This is a genomic window from Klebsiella sp. 4_1_44FAA, from assembly GCF_000238715.1.
In the GTDB taxonomy this organism is placed as follows: Bacteria; Pseudomonadota; Gammaproteobacteria; order Enterobacterales; family Enterobacteriaceae; genus Klebsiella; species Klebsiella pneumoniae.
This window is the reverse complement of the sequence record NZ_JH414799.1, coordinates 437,746-456,529: the sequence shown is the minus strand read 5'-3', so window position 1 is coordinate 456,529 and position 18,784 is coordinate 437,746. Positions and strand designations below refer to the sequence as shown.

Annotated in this window: 14 protein-coding genes; 7 read left to right on the top strand and 7 right to left on the bottom strand. The window is 63.4% G+C overall.

The features are described from left to right. Positions 1–9: 9 nt before the first annotated feature. Positions 10–1,185 (bottom strand): isochorismate synthase EntC, encoded by a 1,176-nt coding sequence (gene entC / locus HMPREF1024_RS18280; protein WP_004176916.1) that lies wholly within the window; start codon positions 1,183–1,185, stop codon positions 10–12. Positions 1,186–1,373: 188 nt separating this feature from the next. Between entC and fepB the strand changes: the two genes are divergently transcribed. After that, positions 1,374–2,333 (top strand): Fe2+-enterobactin ABC transporter substrate-binding protein, encoded by a 960-nt coding sequence (gene fepB / locus HMPREF1024_RS18285; RefSeq protein WP_004147526.1) that lies wholly within the window; start codon positions 1,374–1,376, stop codon positions 2,331–2,333. 262 nt (positions 2,334–2,595) lie between these two features. Here the strand turns inward: fepB and entS are convergent, their stop codons facing one another. Next, a complete protein-coding gene (entS, locus tag HMPREF1024_RS18290) occupies positions 2,596–3,837 on the bottom strand; it encodes an enterobactin transporter EntS (RefSeq protein WP_004147525.1) in 1,242 nt (413 codons plus the stop codon). 112 nt (positions 3,838–3,949) lie between these two features. On the opposite strand from entS, the gene fepD reads away from it, so the two are divergent. Genes fepD through fepC form a run of 3 tightly spaced genes read left to right on the top strand, consistent with a single transcriptional unit; the run spans position 3,950 to position 6,737 of the window. Further along, the gene (gene fepD, locus HMPREF1024_RS18295; protein WP_004176917.1) at positions 3,950–4,957 is read left to right on the top strand and encodes a Fe(3+)-siderophore ABC transporter permease; all 1,008 of its coding nucleotides are present in this window, start codon (positions 3,950–3,952) and stop codon (positions 4,955–4,957) included. After that, on the top strand, positions 4,954–5,946 hold the full coding sequence (gene fepG, locus HMPREF1024_RS18300) for an iron-enterobactin ABC transporter permease (protein ID WP_004893521.1): 993 nt from the start codon (positions 4,954–4,956) through the stop codon (positions 5,944–5,946). The genes fepD and fepG overlap by 4 nt, the downstream gene beginning before the upstream one ends. After that, positions 5,943–6,737: an iron-enterobactin ABC transporter ATP-binding protein gene (fepC, locus tag HMPREF1024_RS18305; RefSeq protein WP_002893737.1), complete on the top strand. Its 795-nt coding sequence runs from the start codon at positions 5,943–5,945 to the stop codon at positions 6,735–6,737. The genes fepG and fepC overlap by 4 nt, the downstream gene beginning before the upstream one ends. A gap of 64 nt (positions 6,738–6,801) precedes the next feature. On the opposite strand, the gene entF is transcribed toward fepC, so the two are convergent. From entF to fes, 3 genes are read right to left on the bottom strand one after another with little or no spacing between them, the layout of a single operon-like run. Beyond that, positions 6,802–10,683: an enterobactin non-ribosomal peptide synthetase EntF gene (entF, locus tag HMPREF1024_RS18310; protein WP_009308137.1), complete on the bottom strand. Its 3,882-nt coding sequence runs from the start codon at positions 10,681–10,683 to the stop codon at positions 6,802–6,804. A 10-nt stretch (positions 10,684–10,693) separates the two neighbouring features. Next, positions 10,694–10,897 (bottom strand): MbtH family NRPS accessory protein, encoded by a 204-nt coding sequence (locus HMPREF1024_RS18315; protein ID WP_004176919.1) that lies wholly within the window; start codon positions 10,895–10,897, stop codon positions 10,694–10,696. Between the two features lie 27 nt (positions 10,898–10,924). Then, the gene (gene fes, locus HMPREF1024_RS18320; protein ID WP_009308134.1) at positions 10,925–12,133 is read right to left on the bottom strand and encodes an enterochelin esterase; all 1,209 of its coding nucleotides are present in this window, start codon (positions 12,131–12,133) and stop codon (positions 10,925–10,927) included. 259 nt (positions 12,134–12,392) lie between these two features. On the opposite strand from fes, the gene fepA reads away from it, so the two are divergent. Next, positions 12,393–14,621 carry a siderophore enterobactin receptor FepA gene (gene fepA / locus HMPREF1024_RS18325; protein WP_009308133.1) on the top strand — a complete coding sequence of 743 codons (2,229 nt, stop codon included), beginning with the start codon at positions 12,393–12,395 and terminating at the stop codon, positions 14,619–14,621. A 66-nt stretch (positions 14,622–14,687) separates the two neighbouring features. Further along, positions 14,688–15,311, top strand: coding sequence for an enterobactin synthase subunit EntD (gene entD, locus HMPREF1024_RS18330; RefSeq protein WP_009308131.1), 624 nt, complete (start codon positions 14,688–14,690; stop codon positions 15,309–15,311). A 51-nt stretch (positions 15,312–15,362) separates the two neighbouring features. Here entD and HMPREF1024_RS18335 read toward each other — a convergent pair whose 3' ends face one another. Both HMPREF1024_RS18335 and HMPREF1024_RS18340 read right to left on the bottom strand, forming a co-directional pair. Further along, positions 15,363–16,298: a transketolase family protein gene (locus HMPREF1024_RS18335; protein ID WP_009308129.1), complete on the bottom strand. Its 936-nt coding sequence runs from the start codon at positions 16,296–16,298 to the stop codon at positions 15,363–15,365. Continuing rightward, a complete protein-coding gene (locus HMPREF1024_RS18340; RefSeq protein ID WP_009308127.1) occupies positions 16,291–17,121 on the bottom strand; it encodes a transketolase in 831 nt (276 codons plus the stop codon). The genes HMPREF1024_RS18335 and HMPREF1024_RS18340 overlap by 8 nt, the downstream gene beginning before the upstream one ends. 374 nt (positions 17,122–17,495) lie before the next feature. On the opposite strand from HMPREF1024_RS18340, the gene HMPREF1024_RS18345 reads away from it, so the two are divergent. Next, positions 17,496–18,446 (top strand): sugar-binding transcriptional regulator, encoded by a 951-nt coding sequence (locus HMPREF1024_RS18345; RefSeq protein WP_002893602.1) that lies wholly within the window; start codon positions 17,496–17,498, stop codon positions 18,444–18,446. Positions 18,447–18,784 lie beyond the last annotated feature (338 nt).

Below are 18,784 nucleotides of genomic sequence, written 5' to 3'. Positions count from 1 at the left end.
CCTTGCCTCTTAGTTCAAGCCAAATACGTTAAGCATGGTGGTCAGTTTGACGCCGGTTTCGCGCCATTCGCCCAGCGGCGAGGAGGCCGGAACAATGCCCGCGCCGGCAAACAGGCGCAGCGTACGCTGCTGCAGACGCGCGCAGCGGATAGTCACCACCCACTCGCCGTTGCCTTCGTCATCGCACCAGCCGACGATGCCGCCGAACAGCTGGCGATCGAAGGGTTCCAGTTCAGCAATCAGGCGCTTCGCCGCCTGATGCGGGAAACCGCTCAGCGCCGGCGTCGGGTGCAACAGACAGGCCAGCGACATGGCGTTTTCTTCCGCCAGCGCGGTGCCTGCGATCGGCGTCGCCAGATGCCAGAGCGTCGGGGTGGTAATCAGCTGCGGCGACTCCGGTAGCGACAGCTGACTGCTGCGCGGGCCCAGCACGCTCTTCATCGCCTGGGTCACCAGCTCGTGCTCGTGGCGATCTTTGCCGGAGGCCAACAGCCTGTTGCCTGCTTCCCGGTCCAGCACATCGTCCGGCTGGCGACGGGCGGAGCCGGCCAGCGGCAGAGAGCTGAAGTGCTGTCCTTCTTTACGCAGCAGCAGCTCCGGGCTGGCGCCCAGCAGCACGCCGCCGTCGGAGAGCGGCACGTGGAAGTTAAAGCTGGCGGGGTTCTGGGCGATCAGTCGCTCCATCAGCGCGCCGCTGTCGACGCGGTCGCGGGTGGTAATATCGATAAGCCTTGATAGCACCACTTTGTCGACTTCCGGGGTGGCGGTCAGCGCGGCGGCGCGTTCCACCATGGCTAAAAACGCGTCCTGCTCCGGGATCTCCCGACGCTCCACCACCTCCATCGCCTCCAGCGGCGCGGCATAGCGGGCGGAACGCTGCTTTTCCGGGCGAGAGAACGCTTCCCAGCGCTCGGGGATATAGAGCTCGGAAGGCTGACAGGTGTCGAACGGGATAGCCCCGACCATCACCGGCTTGCGGATCCCCGCCGCCCGGGCCTCGGCAAAGGCGGCCGCCATCTGCTGCTGGAACTCGCCGTTCAGCGCATCGCCGCCAACGGCGGGCTGTGAGAAGCGACGGAAGCAGCCTGAAGTGGTAAAACTGCGGTACGGCGACATAAAGAAGAAGCTGTCCGGTGACAGGGTCCGGGTCGGTTTCTTTACATCCTCAGCCAGTGACGTTTCCATATCATCCTCCAAAAACGATAAAGATATTAAGAATAATTATCATTTATATTTTGGTTGGCTAACCTAAAAGGTATTGCCCGCCATGTCAACCGCGTTACGTCATGGCGCCGCCACTTTGGCTTGCATCCTGCTGACACAAAGTTGAAAATGAGACGCATTTATCACCTTTCAAATCAGGATGCGATGACGTGAACTTCTTTTCTTTCTGCCGCCGCGGTGCGCTGACCGGCATGCTGTTGCTTTTAGGAATTACCTCAGCCCAGGCGGCGGACTGGCCGCGCCAGGTCACCGACAGCTACGGGACGCATACCCTGCCGAGTCAGCCGCTGCGCATTGTCTCCACCAGCGTGACGCTTACCGGTTCGCTGCTGGCGATTGACGCTCCGGTGGTCGCCAGCGGCGCGACCACGCCGAACAACCGCGTCGCCGATAGCCAGGGCTTTCTGCGCCAGTGGAGCGAGGTTGCCAAAGCCCGCAAGCTGGCGCGGCTGTACATCGGCGAACCAAGCGCCGAAGCGGTGGCCGCCCAGATGCCGGATCTGATCCTGGTGAGCGCGACCGGCGGCGACTCCGCCCTGCCGCTGTACGATCAGCTTAAAACCATCGCCCCGACGCTGGTCATCAACTATGACGATAAAAGCTGGCAAACCCTGCTCACCCAGCTGGGGCAGATCACCGGTCATGAACAACAGGCCAGCGCGCGCATTGCCGACTTCAATAAACAGCTCGTTTCGTTAAAAGAAAAAATGAAACTGCCGCCGCAGCCGGTGACCGCCCTGGTCTATACCGCCGCCGCGCACAGCGCCAATATCTGGACGCCGGAATCGGCTCAGGGGCAGATGCTCGAACAGCTGGGCTTTAGCCTGGCGACGCTGCCGGGCGGCCTGCCCGCCAGCCATAGCCAGGGTAAACGCCACGATATCGTGCAACTGGGCGGGGAGAACCTCGCGGCCGGTCTGAACGGCCAGAGCCTGTTCCTGTTCGCCGGCGACCAGAAAGATGCGGATGCCATCTACGCTAACCCGCTGCTGGCGCATCTCCCGGCGGTCGCAGGCAAACGCGTCTACCCGCTGGGCACCGAGACCTTCCGCCTTGACTACTACAGCGCTCTGCTGGTGCTCCAGCGTCTCTCCAGCCTGTTCGGCTAACGCGGGCTGCGCCATCAGGACGGGCACTCGGCCTGCACACCTTGCCGGGCGGCGCGGCGCTTGCCCGGCCTGCTGAGCTTGCACCGGCCTGCCGTACCCCAGGCCCGGTAAGGCGCAGCCGCCACCGGGCATCAGGCCGGGGCACGCAACCTGAACTCTTTGCCGGGCGGCGCTGCGCTTGCCCGGCCTACAATGCCAGCGTCCTCCAGTCCAGACCGTAGGCCCGGTAAGGCGCAGCCGCCACCGGGCAAGCGCACCCTACTTAACTTTCGTTGACAATTTCCGGGCGCTGGAAACGGCGCAGCTCGCGTAGCAGCCCAACCAGCAGCACACCGACAAGCGCCAGCGCCCAGCCGCTGGCGCTGGCGGATGCCGCCGGCGTCATCACCGCCCCTAAGCCGCCGAGCAGCGCCGCGCCGATGGCGTCGCCGGTGACGTTTTGCGCGGTCCACAGACCGTTAATCCGCCCGAGCATATGTTCCGGCGTCTGGGTCTGGATCAGGGTGTACTGCAGCAGCGAGCTAATAGCGCTCAGCCAGCCAAACAGCGCCAGGCACAGCGCGCCCAATGCCCAGTGCGGCATCAGGCTGAACAGCGCAATGGCGACAAACGATCCCACCGTGGTCGCCAGCATCAGCGCGCCCGGCCGCACCGTCTGGGCCAGCTGGCCGCTGGTCAACGCCCCCAGCGCCGCACCGAGCGGAATAGCGGCGTACAACAGGCCAATCTGTCCGGCCGACATCTGCCAGCTACCGGCCAGCGCCGGATAGAGCACCCGCACCGCGCTGGCCATGGTCAGCAGACCGCCAAGCAGCGCAATCCCGCCGATAAGCGGGCTCCGGCAGAGGAAGGTCAGCCCCGCCAGCAGGGAGCGCAGCGGATGCTCGCGCGGCTGCGGAGGCGGCGGCAGCTGCGGCAGACGCAGCAGGGTTAAGGTGGTGATAAAGGTCCCCGCCGCCGCCAGGCCAAAGTTCCAGGCCACGCCGCCGGTGGCCAGCAGCAGGCCGCCGATCATCGGCGAAATCACCGAGCCCAGGCGCACCGTCAACATAGTGATGGCCCCGGCCTGCATCAGGTTTTCCCGTCCCACCAGCGCCGGGGTCGCCGCCAGCAGCGCGGTCACCCCCAACGAGGCGAAGAACCCGTCCCAGATCCCCAGCAGGTAGATCGCCGCCAGCGACGGCTCCGGCAACAGGGCGTTCAGACACAGGCCGACAAAGCCCACGCCGCAGGTGCCGCGCGCCAGCAGGATCAGGCGTTTACGTTCATAGCGGTCAGCCAGCACGCCCCCCACCATCAGACCAACAAACATCGACGCCCCGGTCAGCGTCACCGACAACCCGACCTGCCAGGTCGAATGGGTCATCATCTGGATCTGCACCGGAATGGCCACGCCCAGCAGGCCAAGCGACAGAATAGAGATAAAGCGAGCGATAAAAACGGCGCGAAACGCCGGGTGAGTTTTCAGCAGGCTGAGATTGAGCAGCCAGGATTGTCGGTTCATTACAGCGCCTTGTCGTTATTTTTAATACCCTTTTTACTGTGGGTCATGCTACCATAGCTGAATAAAATCGATAACGATAATTACTATCATTATCATATCAGGGATGTCAGTTATGTCGTTTTCTACGACCGCGGTACGCTCTGTCGCCGTGCCCGGATTGTTGCTATTACTCGCCTTAGCCGCCGCGCTTAGCCTGACCATCGGCGCCAAATCGTTGCCGATCGGCACGGTATTCACCGCCTTCAGCGGAACCTGTCAAAGCGCTGATTGCACTATCGTGCTGGACGCGCGCCTGCCGCGCACTCTGGCCGGTCTGCTGGCCGGCGTCGCCCTCGGCCTCGCCGGCGCGCTGATGCAAACGCTCACCCGCAACCCGTTGGCCGACCCCGGCCTGCTGGGGGTCAACTCCGGCGCCAGCTTCGCCATCGTCCTCGGCGCGGCGCTGTTCGGGATCACTTCCCCGCAGGAGCAGCTGCTGCTGGCGTTCTGCGGCGCGCTCTGCGCCTCGCTGCTGGTAGCCTTTACCGGCAGCCAGGGCGGCGGTCAGCTGAGCCCGGTGCGCCTCACTCTCGCCGGGGTCGCCCTTGCGGCGGTACTCGAGGGGCTGTCCAACGGCATCGCCCTGCTCAACCCGGACGTCTACGATCAGCTACGCTTCTGGCAGGCCGGTTCGCTGGATATCCGCACCCTGCAAACGCTGAAAATTGTCCTGCTGCCGGTAGTGGTGGCGGGGATCGCCGCTCTGCTGCTGAGCCGGGCGCTGAACAGCCTGAGCCTGGGCAACGATACCGCCACCGCCCTCGGCAGCCGCGTCGCCCGCACCCAGCTGATCGGCCTGATCGTCATCACCGTCCTGTGCGGCAGCGCCACCGCCGTCGTCGGCCCCATCGCCTTTATCGGCCTGATGATGCCGCATATGGCGCGCTGGCTGGTGGGGGCCGATCATCGCTGGTCGCTGCCGGTCACCCTGCTCGCCACCCCGGCCCTGCTGCTGTTTGCCGACGTGATTGGCCGCCTGCTGGTGCCCGGCGAACTGCGGGTATCGGTGGTGAGCGCCTTTCTCGGCGCGCCGGTGCTGATCTGGCTGGTGCGCCGCCAGCCGCGGGGAGGTGGCCTGTGATTGCCCCGTCCCGCCGCCTGATAGCCAGCTGTCTGCTGCTAATGGCCGCCAGCCTGCTGATTTCCCTGCTCGGGCTGGCGCAAGGCCCGGTGCCCCTGACGATTGACCAGGTGTTCTCGGCGCTGTTCGGCGATGCGCCGCGCAACGTCGCGATGGTGGTGAACGAATGGCGGCTGCCGCGGGTGTTAATGGCGCTGCTCATCGGCGCCGCGCTCGGCGTCAGCGGCGCCATTTTCCAGTCGCTGACCCGTAACCCGCTCGGCAGCCCGGACGTGATGGGCTTTAACACCGGCGCCTGGAGCGGCGTGCTGGTGGCAATGGTCCTCTTCGGCCAGAACCTGACGGCGATCGCCCTGGCGGCGATGGCCGGCGGGGTGCTGACCTCGCTGGTGGTCTGGCTGCTGGCCTGGCGCAACGGGATCGAAACCTTCCGCCTGATCATTATCGGCATCGGCGTGCGCGCCATGCTGGTGGCATTCAACACCTGGCTGCTGCTGCGCGCCTCGCTGGAGACCGCCCTTTCTGCGGGCCTGTGGAACGCCGGATCGCTCAACGGCCTGACGTGGGGTAAAACCTGGCCGTCGGCGCCGCTGATCCTGCTGATGCTGGTGAGCAGCGCCCTGCTGGTTCGCCGGATGCGGCTGCTGGAGATGGGCGACGATACCGCCTGCGCGCTGGGGGTGCAGGTCGAGCGTTCGCGCCTGCTGCTGATGCTGGTGGCGGTGGTGCTCACCGCCGCCTCGACGGCGCTGGCCGGGCCGATCTCATTTATCGCGCTGGTGGCGCCGCATATCGCCCGCCGCCTGAGCGGCACGGCCCGCTGGGGACTGACCCAGTCGGCCCTGTGCGGCGCTCTGCTGCTGGCGCTGGCCGATTACGGCGCCCAACGGCTGTTTATGCCGTGGCAGCTGCCGGTTGGCGTGTTAACCGTCAGCCTCGGCGGTATTTACCTTATTGCATTGTTGATTCAGGAGTCCCGCAAAAAATGAGTGCTGTCCCCTCCCGTTTGCGCGGCGAGCAGTTAACCCTGGCCTACGGGAACAAGACCATCGCCGAGTCGCTGAACGTGACCATCCCTGACGGTCACTTCACCGCCATTATCGGCCCCAACGGCTGCGGCAAGTCGACGCTATTGCGCACCCTCAGTCGCCTGATGACGCCCGCCAGCGGCCACGTCTGGCTCGACGGCGCGCAGATCCAGCAGTACGCCAGTAAAGAGGTTGCCCGCCGCATCGGGCTGCTGGCGCAGAATGCCACCACTCCTGGCGATATCACGGTGCAGGAGCTGGTGGCCCGCGGGCGCTATCCGCACCAGCCGCTGTTTACCCGCTGGCGCAAAGAAGATGAAGAGGCGGTGAACAAGGCGATGCGGGCGACCGGGATCAGCGATCTGGCGCTGCAGAGCGTCGACACGCTTTCCGGCGGCCAGCGGCAGCGGGCGTGGATTGCGATGGTGCTGGCCCAGGAAACGGCGATTATGCTGCTGGATGAGCCGACCACCTGGCTGGACATCAGCCATCAGATCGACCTGCTGGAACTGTTGAGCGAGCTGAATCGCGAGAAGGGCTATACCCTGGCGGCGGTGCTGCACGATCTTAACCAGGCCTGCCGCTACGCCACCCACCTGATCGCCCTGCGCGACGGCAGGATCGTCGCCGAGGGGGCGCCGAAGGAGATCGTCACCGCCGATCTGATTGAACGGATTTACGGTCTGCGCTGCACGATCATTGAAGATCCGGTGGCGCATACGCCGCTGGTGGTCCCGCTGGGCCGCCGGTAATCTCCTCTTTCCCCGGCTTGCGCTACGCTGAGCCGGGCTACCTGCTGTAGCCCGAACTCAACCGTTACCCCAGAATCTCCCTGACCACCGGACCGATGGCCTCAAAGGCCTGCGGGGAGATGATATCGACGTGGGCGCAGTTCTGGCTGAACACCTCCAGTTCCCCCACCCACGGGCCCCATACGACCTGCGGATCCATCCCCTCCTGCCGCGTCTTCTCCGCCACGAACAGCGTCGCCTTGCCGTCAAACTTCGCGCTATGCGCGGTGGTTAACAGCCGCACCGCATCGGCATAGTTGCCTTCGATGGCGCTGAACAGCTCGCCGGAGGCTTGCCCCTGCTGGGCGGCGAGGAACGCTTCGCGCTCGCGGTCGATCTCCGCCAGTACCTCGGGATCCAGCCCGTTGGCCTCTTTCTCTGCCCAGTTTTGCGTCTCCGGCGGCCAGGTATCCAGCAGGCCGAGGAAGGCCACCGCTTCGCCGCGCTGGCGCAAGCGGGCGGCAATCCCCTGGGCTAAGGTGCCGCCCAGCGAATACCCGAACAGGTAATAAGGGCCGTGCGGCTGCTGCGCCAGCAGCGTGCGCAGATGATGCTCGCACACCTCGTCGAGGCTGGCGGCGCTGGCCATCGGCCCCTGCGGGCGCGGCGACTGAATACCGGTAATCGACCAGCGCGGGCTGAGATAGCGCGCCAGGACGCTGAACTGCCAGGCGAAGCCGGAGGCGGGATGGAAGCAGAACAGCGTCGGGCCGTCGCTCTCGCGCAGCGGCAGAAGCGTATCCAGCCCCAGGCGCTGGGCCTGCTCATCGCTGAGATCGGCGGCCAGCAGCGCGCTCAGTTTGCCCACCGTCGAGGCCACCATCACCTGCCCCGGGGTCACCTGCCGCGCCAGCTGGCGGCTGAGCTGTGCCGCCAGGCGCATCGCCAGCAGCGAATGACCGCCAAGGGCGAAGAAATCGGCGTCGATATCGTTCACCTCGCAGCCCAGCAGCTGGCTGAAGGCGGCGGCGACAAGAGTTTCCATGCCGGGCTCCGGCGGCCGGCCGCTGCGCTCGCCGCCGAGGGTCGGCAGCGGCAGCGCTTTGCGGTCCAGTTTGCCGTTGGCGCTCAGCGGCAGCTCAGCGAGCTGCATCAGCACCACCGGCACCATATGCGGCGGCAGCTGTTCCGCCAGCCGCGCTTTCAGCGCCGCGGTATCCAGCGGCAGGCCGGAGTCAGAGACCAGATAGCCCACCAGCTGTCGGGCATCACCGCCGGTCGCCGCCGCCTGGTTGAAGACGCAGGCGTGACTCACCGCCTGCCCCACGTCCGGCAGGGCCGACATCACCCGATCAATCTCGCCAAGCTCGATGCGCTGCCCGCGGATCTTCAGCTGATCGTCGCTGCGGCCAAGGTACTCCACCGCGCCGTTCGTCAGCCAGCGCGCCACGTCGCCGGTGCGATACATCCGCTCGCCGGGGGCAAACGGGTCGGCGATAAAGCGGCTGGCGGTGAGATCCGGGCGCCCCAGATAGCCCTGCGCCAGCTGGATGCCGGTGAGATAAAGATCCCCCGCCACCCCCGGCGGTACCGGGCGCATCGCGGCATCGAGAATGCGCAGCCCGGTGTTCCACACCGGCCAGCCAATCGGCACGCTGCTGCCGGTCACCGCCGCCAGCTCAGGGCCGCAGGCCGGATACCAGCTGACGTCCACCGCCGCCTCCGTCGGGCCGTACAGGTTATGCAGCGGCGCGCCGGTCAAGCGCTCCCACTCGCGGCACAATTCCGTCGGCAGCGCTTCGCCGCTGCAGAATACCCGCCGCAGCGTGCGGCAGGCAGCGACGCTGTCGGCATCCAGCGAGGCGACAAACGCCGCCAGCATCGACGGCACAAAGTGGGTGGTGGTCACGCCGTAGCGGGCGAAGAACTGCTGCATCGCCTGCGGGTCGCGGTGCGCCTCCGGCTCGGCCATCACCAGCTGCGCGCCGGCGATAAACGGCCACCAGAATTCCCACACCGACACGTCGAAACTGCACGGCGTTTTCTGCGCCACCACGTCGTCCGCAGATAACGGATAGCGATCCTGCATCCACAGCAGGCGGTTGACGATGGCGGTCTGGCCGACCATCACCCCTTTCGGCCGCCCGGTGGAGCCGGAGGTAAAGATGATGTAGGCGGTATGGTCTGGTTTTGACAGCGCCAGCGGCGCCTCATCCCCGGCGGCCAGCGGCTGCTGGTAGCAGAGGCTTTCCAGCCCGGGGATATCGCTGAAGCGGGCCAGTTGATCCTCCGTGGCGATCAGCAGCGACGGCCGGGCGTCTTCCAGCATCATCCGCAGGCGGTCGTCCGGGTAGCCGGTGTCCAGCGGCAGCCAGGCGGCCCCCGCTTCGACAATGCCGTGCAGCGCCAGGGTCAGGAACACCGAGCGCGGCAGGGCCACCGCCACGCTGTCGCCCGGCTTCACGCCGCGCTGACGCAGCAGCTGCGCGAGCGCCACCACCTGCTGACGCATCTCGCGATAGCTGAACTGCCAGCGGGCGTCCGCCAGCGCCGGCGCATCCGGGGTCTTCCGCGCCTGGTCGGCCACCAGCGCGCTGAGGGTGGTGGCAGGCAGCGGCACAGCGGTATCGTTGACCGCCGCCAGCCGGGCCAGCTCGTCGGCGGAGAGCATCTCTGCTTCGCCGCAGCGCAGCGCCGGATCGGCGGCGAACTGCGCCAGCAGCGCGGTCAGTCGCGCCATGTGGCGACGGAGCTCGGCTTCGTCGTACCGGGCCTTGTTGGCGAGGATCTCCAGCGACAGCCCGCCGGTCTCATCCGGGAACAGCGCCAGCTCGAGATCGTTGACCGGGCCGGTGGCGAGGGTGTGGGTCACTGCCTGCACACCATCGATATCCAGCTGGTAATCAAAGACTTTGACGTTCAGCACCGGGCCGAACAGCGGTTCGTCCCCTGCCGCTTTGCCGCTGTCGCGGACGATCTGCTCGGCGTCATAGCGCTGATGGCGGCGCATCTTTTTCAGCTGAGCGGCGAGGCGCATCGCCAGGTCCGCCAGCGTCTCCCGGGCGTCAATATGCACCGCCAGAGGCAGGACATTGAGCACCGGCCCCGTCGAGGTCAGCGCGGCTGAACCCATCCGGCGCATAAAGATAAAGCCCGCCGCGTAGTCCATCCGGTTGCACAGGCGGCCCAGCCACAGCGTGGTGAGCGCCAGCGCCAGATCAGCGGGCTGACACTGCGGCGCATGGCTGGCCAGGCGGCGGAAGCCGTCGGCGTTCATCTCCAGCTTCATCCGCCAGATATCGCTCCCGGCGGCGCGCCCGCCCAGCGGCGCGGCAGAGAGTGAGGCAGGCGCCGGTAACGCCTGGCGCTGGGCCTGCCAGAAAGCTTTATCCCGCTGCCAGGCCTCGCTGCCGGCGTAGCGCTGGTACTCGTCCACCACCTCGGCGAAGGGGGTGAAAGGCGACTCAGGAGTAGCTTCCCCCCGCTGACAGGCGCGATAAATGGCGGCGATCTGCCGGGTTATCGCCGGGAAGCTGAAGCCATCCACCAGCAAGTGGTGATAACGCTGATACCAGTACCAGCAGTCGTCGCCGACGCGCAGCAGTTGATGGCACACCAGCGGGTTGCCGCCGTCGACGCGCAGATCCTGCGCCAGATCCGCCTGCATCCGCTCCGTGGCGGCGCGATGCGGATCCGGCGCCGTCCGCAGGTCAATGATCGACGGTTCGGCAAAGGTGCGGTCGGCCGCCAGCCACTGCCAGACTTCCCCCTCCTCTTCCTCAAAGCGCAGGCTGAGGGTGTCCGCCTGCTGCAGACCGGCGACAATCGCTTTTCCCAGCAGCGTCGGGTCGAGGGCGCCGCGTAGTTCAACATAGTGGGCCACGCTCCAGGCGCCTGGCAGAGTGGAGAGGCGCTCGGCCATCCAGATCCCCGGCTGCGCGGCAACCAGCGGTAAACGAGTGGTCATTGTCAGCTCCTTATGACGCATGATGGGCGGGGGTCAGTGTCGACCAGTTGGCCGCCAGCCAGGCGTTGCAGGCCTCGGCCGACTGCGGGGGGCACACCACCGTCCAGCCGGCAGGCAGGTCGCAGTGCGCCGGCCACAGGCTGTACTGCTGTTGATCATTGCGCAGAATGTAAAACTGCCCTTGCGGATTGTCGAAGGGGTTACTGAATTGCATATCAAACTCCTGTCGTAAAACGCGATGCTAAGGGTGCGACAGCAGAGGCTGCCAGAGCTGGATAAGCCCTGCCGTCAGCCCGCCGCGCCAGCAAAGCGCATCATGCCCGCCGTCAACCTGACGCCAGAAAATCGTCTGCTGTGTTGTGGTGAGTTGCGCCAGTAGCGCCTGGTTCGCGCGAAAAATAATCGGTTCGCGTTGGCCCGCTTCCAGCCAGATGCGCAGCCCGGCCGCGGACACCTCACCCTGGCGAAGCTGTTCGCCGATAAAGCCCATCCCGCGGCCATCACGGTGCGGCCACCAGTAGGAGCCTGACTGGCTGAGCACGCAGCCAAAGCGCTGCGGCCAGTTGAGAGCGGCGAACATCGCCGCCAGACCGCCGAAGCTTTGCCCGGCCGCCACCGTCCGATCCGGGCGGTCGCTGAACGGGGCATAGCCGTGGACCAGCGGCAGGAGCTCCTCCTGCACCGCCAGCCAGAAATCGCGGTGACAGGGCAGCTCAACCCCGCGGCGCTGGTTGTCGATCGCGTCGATCAGCAGGTAGACCGCCGGCGGCAGTCTCCCCTCGCGGGTCAGGGCGGCCAGCGGCGACCACACCGGCATGCTCTCGGCCCAGAACTGGCCGTCGAGCAGGATCGCCAGCGGCCGCGTTTGCGGGTCGACAGCCTCGCCGGTGGTGTAGATCCAGACCCGGCGATGGTTGCCCAGACGCGCGCTGCGCCACTCAAGGCAACGGGCGGCAGGATGCGCCTCATTAAGCGGGTCCCAGCCGGGCTGCGCGGGGGCCTGCGGCATCTCCAGGGCGGACACGCCATGGCCGCGTCCGCCCCGCCAGCTGTGCGGGTTCAGCGGATCGGCTATCGCCCGCGGCAGCAGTTTGCGCCAGCCTTCGCGTAGCAGCGCGCGGTCGGGCGCATCAGCGCTGAACACCTCAGGGGAAAAATCATCGTCACGGTCGGAGGGAATAAAACAGTAGCTGCCGCGCCAGGTCGGCGACAGCGTAGTGCGCCAGAACCAGGCGTCGGTCCCGGGGAGACGTTGCAGCGATTGCGGACGCGCATTCTGATGGTGGTCGGTCACGCCGGTGATATAGAGCCATACCCGACGATGGGGAGAGCGGGTTTCATCCCCCGCCGGGTCCCGCCACCAGAACGTTACCTCGATGGCGTCATCCACTGCGCGGCACTGCGGCCCCCGCAGGGTTTGCCACCACTCCTCGCTTCCTGTCCTTAACATTCTGTCATTAACCCTATGTATAGCGTGACTTTTTTAATTAATTGCCATTATTTATTGATAATATTATTGATAACTATTTGCATTTGCAATAGCGTATTAGCGCGCCGTGGGAAGCGCGTCTTTCATCAGAACATGTCAAATCGGGCTTATTCAGCCAGCGACGGAGTGCCTTTGCCCGCTTTTGGCAACATTTATGCCGCCTCCCCTCCCGGTGGGAAGGGGCGTTTGGGGAACGTGGCGACAAAAAGCAGGAATAACAATGAATAACAGGATCAAATCCCTGGCCTTGCTGGTCAATCTGGGAATTTACGGGGTTGCTTTTCCGTTAAGCGCAGCGGAAACCGCCACCGACGATAAAAACAGCGCCGCTGAAGAGACCATGGTGGTCACCGCCGCCGAGCAGAACCTGCAGGCGCCGGGCGTCTCCACCATCACCGCCGATGAGATCCGCAAACGCCCCCCGGCGCGCGACGTCTCGGAGATCATTCGCACCATGCCGGGAGTCAACCTGACCGGCAACTCCACCAGCGGCCAGCGCGGCAACAACCGCCAGATTGATATCCGCGGCATGGGCCCGGAAAATACCCTGATCCTGATCGACGGCAAGCCGGTCACCAGCCGCAACTCCGTGCGCCTTGGCTGGCGCGGCGAGCGCGACACCCGCGGCGATACCAGCTGGGTGCCGCCGGAGATAATCGAACGTATCGAAGTGATTCGCGGCCCGGCCGCCGCCCGCTACGGCAACGGCGCCGCCGGCGGCGTGGTGAATATCATCACCAAAAAAACCGGCGATGAGTGGCACGGCTCATGGAACACCTATATGAACGCCCCGGAGCACAAGGATGAAGGCTCCACCAAACGCACTAACTTCAGCCTCAGCGGCCCGCTGGGCGGCGATTTTAGCTTCCGCCTGTTCGGTAACCTCGACAAAACGCAGGCCGACGCCTGGGATATCAACCAGGGCCATCAGTCCGAGCGTACCGGGATCTATGCCGATACTCTGCCGGCCGGACGCGAAGGGGTGAAAAACAAAAACATCGATGGTCTGGTGCGCTGGGAATTCGCTCCGATGCAGTCGCTGGAGTTTGAGGCCGGCTACAGCCGCCAGGGCAACCTCTACGCCGGCGATACCCAGAACACCAACTCCAACGACCTGGTAAAAGAGAACTACGGCAAAGAGACCAACCGTCTGTATCGCAACACCTACTCGGTTACCTGGAACGGCGCCTGGGACAACGGGGTGACCACCAGCAACTGGGCGCAGTACGAGCGCACCCGCAACTCGCGCAAAGGCGAAGGCCTGGCCGGCGGCACCGAGGGGATCTTTAACAGCAACCAGTTCACGGATATCGATCTGGCGGATGTGATGCTGCACAGCGAAGTCAGCATTCCCTTCGACTATCTGGTTAATCAGAACCTGACGCTGGGCAGCGAGTGGAACCAGCAGCGGATGAAGGATAACGCCTCCAATACCCAGGCGCTGTCGGGAGGCGAAATTCCGGGCTACGACAGCACCGGCCGCAGCCCGTACTCGCAGGCGGAAATCTTCTCGCTGTTCGCCGAGAACAACATGGAGCTGACCGACACCACCATGCTGACTCCGGCGCTGCGTTTCGATCATCACAGCATCGTGGGCAATAACTGGAGCCCGTCCCTCAACCTGTCGCAGGGCCTGTGGGATGACTTCACGCTGAAGATGGGCATCGCCCGCGCCTATAAAGCGCCGAGCCTGTATCAGACCAACCCGAACTACATTCTCTACAGTAAAGGCCAGGGCTGCTACGCCAGTAAAGACGGCTGCTATCTGCAGGGTAACGACGACTTAAAAGCCGAGACCAGCATCAACAAAGAGATTGGCCTCGAGTTTAAACGCGACGGCTGGCTGGCGGGCGTCACCTGGTTCCGCAACGACTACCGCAACAAGATTGAAGCGGGCTATGCCCCGGTCTATCAAAACAATAAAGGTACCGATCTCTACCAGTGGGAAAACGTGCCGAAAGCGGTGGTGGAAGGTCTGGAGGGGACGTTGAACGTTCCGGTGAGCGAGACCGTCAACTGGACCAACAACATCACCTATATGCTGCAGAGTAAGAACAAAAAGACCGGCGATCGTCTGTCGATTATCCCGGAATACACGCTGAACTCCACCCTGAGCTGGCAGGTTCGCGATGACGTTTCGCTGCAGTCGACCTTCACCTGGTACGGCAAGCAGGAGCCGAAGAAGTACAACTACAAGGGTCAACCGGTCACCGGCAGCGAGAAGAACGAGGTCAGCCCCTACAGCATCCTCGGCCTGAGCGCGACCTGGGACGTCACCAAATACGTCAGTCTGACCGGCGGCGTGGATAACGTCTTCGACAAGCGCCACTGGCGCGCGGGCAACGCCCAGACCACCGGGGGCGCCACCGGCTATATGTATGGCGCCGGCGCCGAGACCTATAACGAATCGGGCCGCACCTGGTATATGAGCGTCAACACCCACTTCTGATAGCGGGTTCTCCCTCCCCCGCCCTTGCTGGACAAAGGGCGGGGGCAACCGCGGTTACCTTACCCTATGCGCCACCATCGCACCGTTTTGCCTCTGGCCGGCTATACCATCCAGCAGATCGACTTCGACCCGGCGACTTTCCAGCCTGAAGATCTGTTCTGGCTGCCCTATCACGCCAGCCTGACCGGGTGGGGCCGCAAGCGGCAGGCGGAGCACCTGGCCGGACGCATCGCCGCGGCATACGCCCTGCGCGAGGTGGGGGAGAAACGGCTTCCCGCCATCGGCGATCGGCGCCAGCCGCTGTGGCCCACGCCCTGGTTCGGCAGCATAAGTCATTGCGGCCAGCGCGCGCTGGCGGTGATCGCCGATCGGCCGGTGGGCGTCGATATCGAGCGCCGGTTTACCCCACAGCTGGCCGCGGAGCTGGAGAGCAGCATTATCAGCCCGGCGGAAAAAACGGCGCTGCTGCGCAGCGGCCTGCCCTACCCGCTGGCGCTGACGCTGGCGTTTTCGGCAAAAGAGAGTGGGTTTAAGGCCTGCGATACCGACGTACAGGCGGGCGTCGGTTTTAACGATTTTACGCTGGCTGCAATAAAGGAAGGAAATCTGCGTCTTCGGCTCTCCACCGTGGAGTATCGGCTGCAATGGATTCAGGCAGGGGAATACATCATCACGCTCTGCGCGCCGTAAAAAAACCCGCGCGGCATCCCGCACGGGTTATCGGTTTTAGACGGCGAAAAATCAGCGCATTTTCTGCGCCAGCTCCGCGACGGAAGCGGCATCGAAACCGTGGTGTTTACGCAGCCAGCCGCGATCTGCCGCCGCCGCATACTCACCATCCGGGATCCCCAGACGTTTGAGCGGGATACCCACCCCAGCCTCAGCCAATACTTCCGCCACCAGGCTGCCCAGCCCGCCGTTGACGTTATGCTCTTCGACGGTGATCACCGAGCCGCACGGCCGGAGTGCCGCCAGCAGCGCCGCGGTATCGCAGGGTCGGATCGACGGCACGCTGACCACTTTCGCCTGGATACCGAGGTCGGTAAGCTGCTGCGCCGCCTCCACCACCTCATGCACCGTCGAACCGGTGGCCACCAGCGCGACGTCCTCGCCTTCGCGCAGGGTCAACACGGCGCCGGGAACAAAGCGATACGACTCGTCAAGCAGCTCCGGCAGCGCCTTGCCATCGAGACGAATATAGACCGGGCCCTGATAAGCAAGAGCATAGTCGATGATCTGCCGACATTCGCGCGGCGTGGAGGGGGCGAAGATCTGGATATTGCCGAAGCCGCGCATCACCGCCAGGTCATCAATTGAATGGTGGGTGCTGGCCAGCGGACCGTAGCTGGCCCCGGCGTTTAGGCCAAACAGCTTGACGTTGGTGTTGTTGTAACAGACATCCACTTTGATTTGCTCATTGGCCCGCGAGATAAGAAACGGCGCAGCGTTACAGGTCACCGCCACTTTTCCGCCCAGCGCCAGACCGGCGGCGGTGCCGACCATGCTCTGCTCGGCGATGCCGACGTTCACCAGCCGGCCGGGGAACTGTTTAATAAACGGCGCGATTTTGGCCGTTGACGTGGAGTCGGCTACCACCGGCACCAGATCGACGCCGCGCTCCACGGCGGCGATAAAGGCTTCGACCATGACGTTAGCCAGGTGTTCTGCATTACTCATCTTTCAGTTCCTCCAGTGCCAGTGCAATTTCTTCGCCTTTCGGCACCCGGTGGTGCCACTCCGGGCGCCCCTGGATAAAGGAAATACCGGCACCTTTCGTGGTGTTGGCAATAATAACGTTGGGTTTACCTTCCTGTTTCAGCCCCTCGATGGCCGCGACCAACGAGGCCATATCGTTCCCCTCGCATTCGCTGACCGCCATGCCGAAGGCGCGCCATTTGTCGGCCAGCGGATCGGTATTCATGATCTCGCGCGTCGGCCCGGCCAGTTGGAGATTGTTCTTATCATTAATAATGACCAGGTTATCCAGACCGTAGTGCGCCGCCGCCAGGGCGGCTTCCCAGTTACTGCCTTCCGCCAGTTCGCCGTCGCCGGTGATCAAAAAAATGCGGCGGGTGCTGTTGCTTTTCTTCGCGGCCAGCGCCAGCCCCACCGCAACAGGCAAACCGTGGCCCAGCGCGCCGGTGTTGAGCTCGATGCCCGGCGTTTTTTGCCGCACCGGGTGGCCGGGGAGATGGGAATTGGCATGCTGGTAGGTCTCCAGCCACTCGACCGGGAAGAAGCCGGCTTCCGCCAGGACGCAGTAGTAGCAGCCCACGGCGTGGCCTTTCGACTGGATGTAGATATCGCGCTGCGGGTCGTCGAGCCGGTCCGGCGCGACGTTAAGGACGCGGAAATAGAGCGCGGTTAACAGTTCGACCTGCGAAAGGTCAGCCCCGGTGTGGCCGCCGGCCGGACTATTGGCGTTTAAGCGCACAATATGGCGCCGCACCGCGCGGGCTTTACGCTCCAGCGTCTGAATATCATATCTGTAGGGATTCATTTCACACCTCTGAATTTATTTTCAGCATGGAATATTTATTCCAGCAAGGACTAAAAAAACCAGATATCCCTATGCCGGGTGGTAAGCCTTCTGCCACAGCGCCCTACTCAGGAACATTCTGCCTCCCGCTCCAGGCGAAGCCCGGATAAACACATTGACTCGAAATCGCCTTGAATATATATTCAATAATGATTCTTTATTCGATTATGGCCTGGCTGTTTTGTTTTTGTCCATAGTCGATTTTGAGGATTGGCAAAAGTTAGACGCCTGTCACACTTAAGTCTGATTTTTTTTCGCGTATGATAAAAGTCACTACGATAATGGCTGCAGCTAACCGCCTGAAGAAAGGCGATAAATGATTTTCGAGGATTAATATGGCTAAGCAGGATGAACAACGGCTATTGGTTAAGATTGCCACGCTTTACTATCTGGAAGGACGAAAGCAGTCTGATATCGCCCAACTTCTCTCGCTGTCTCAGTCATTTGTCTCCCGCGCCATTACCCGCTGCCAGAAAGAAGGCGTCGTCAAGATCAGCGTCGTTCAGCCGTCCAACATCTTTCTGAAGCTCGAAAAAGGGCTTGAGGATCGCTACGGCCTTAAGCAGGCGGTGGTGGTGGATACCGAGGAAGAGGCCAGCGATCATACCATCAAGCGGGCGATTGGCTCCGCCGCCGCCCACTATCTGGAAACCCGGCTGCGGCCAAAAGATCTGATTGGCGTCTCCTCGTGGAGCTCAACCATTCGCGCGATGGTCGATGAAGTTCATGCGCAAAACCTGAAAGCCAGCGGCGTGATCCAACTGCTCGGCGGCGTCGGGCCAAACGGTAACGTGCAGGCGACGATTCTTACCCAGACCCTCGCCCAGCGCCTGAATTGCGACGCCTGGCTGCTGCCGTCACAGAGCATCGAAGGATCCATGGAGGAGCGCAACCGGCTGCTGGCCAGCAAAGACGTCGCTGACGTGGTGTCGCGCTTTGATGAAGTGGATATCGCCATCGTCGGCATCGGCATTCTCGAACCCTCTCAACTGCTGAAAACCTCCGGTAACTACTATCACGAAGATATGCTGCAGGTGCTGGCGGCGCGCGGCGCGGTGGGTGATATCTGCCTGCACTACTACGACAAAAACGGCCATCCGGTGTTACGCGATGATGAAGATCCGGTGATCGGTATGGCGCTGGAGAAGGTCAAAAAATGCCCGAACGTGGTCGCGCTGGCCGGCGGTACCGACAAAGTCGCGGCCATCAAAGGCGCCCTCACCGGCGGCTACATTGATGTTTTAATCACCGATTACCCTACCGCTCGCATGCTGGTTAGCGACTAACCTGCCGCGCTGCTTTTCCTCTCTGCCGCCCTGACGTGCTTTTTTAGCTTCAGGGCTGGCTCTGTTAATACATTTAAATTCAATCAGTTAATCAACCACTCCAGCCGCCTATCGCCGCTTTCGCCGATCGGCGAAATGTGATTGCCAGCACAATTGATGATTTTTCCGGTAGCCCGTCACCGGGTTTGTGGCTTAAGGTATCAAATAAATAATCACTATCGAATATATATTCAGTGATTAAAAAGATGATAATGAAATGTCACAACATGGCCTGCACAGACGCAGGAGACGGTGGGAGATATTCCTCGTCTTCGCGGTTCCAGGACACCGAGTGACCG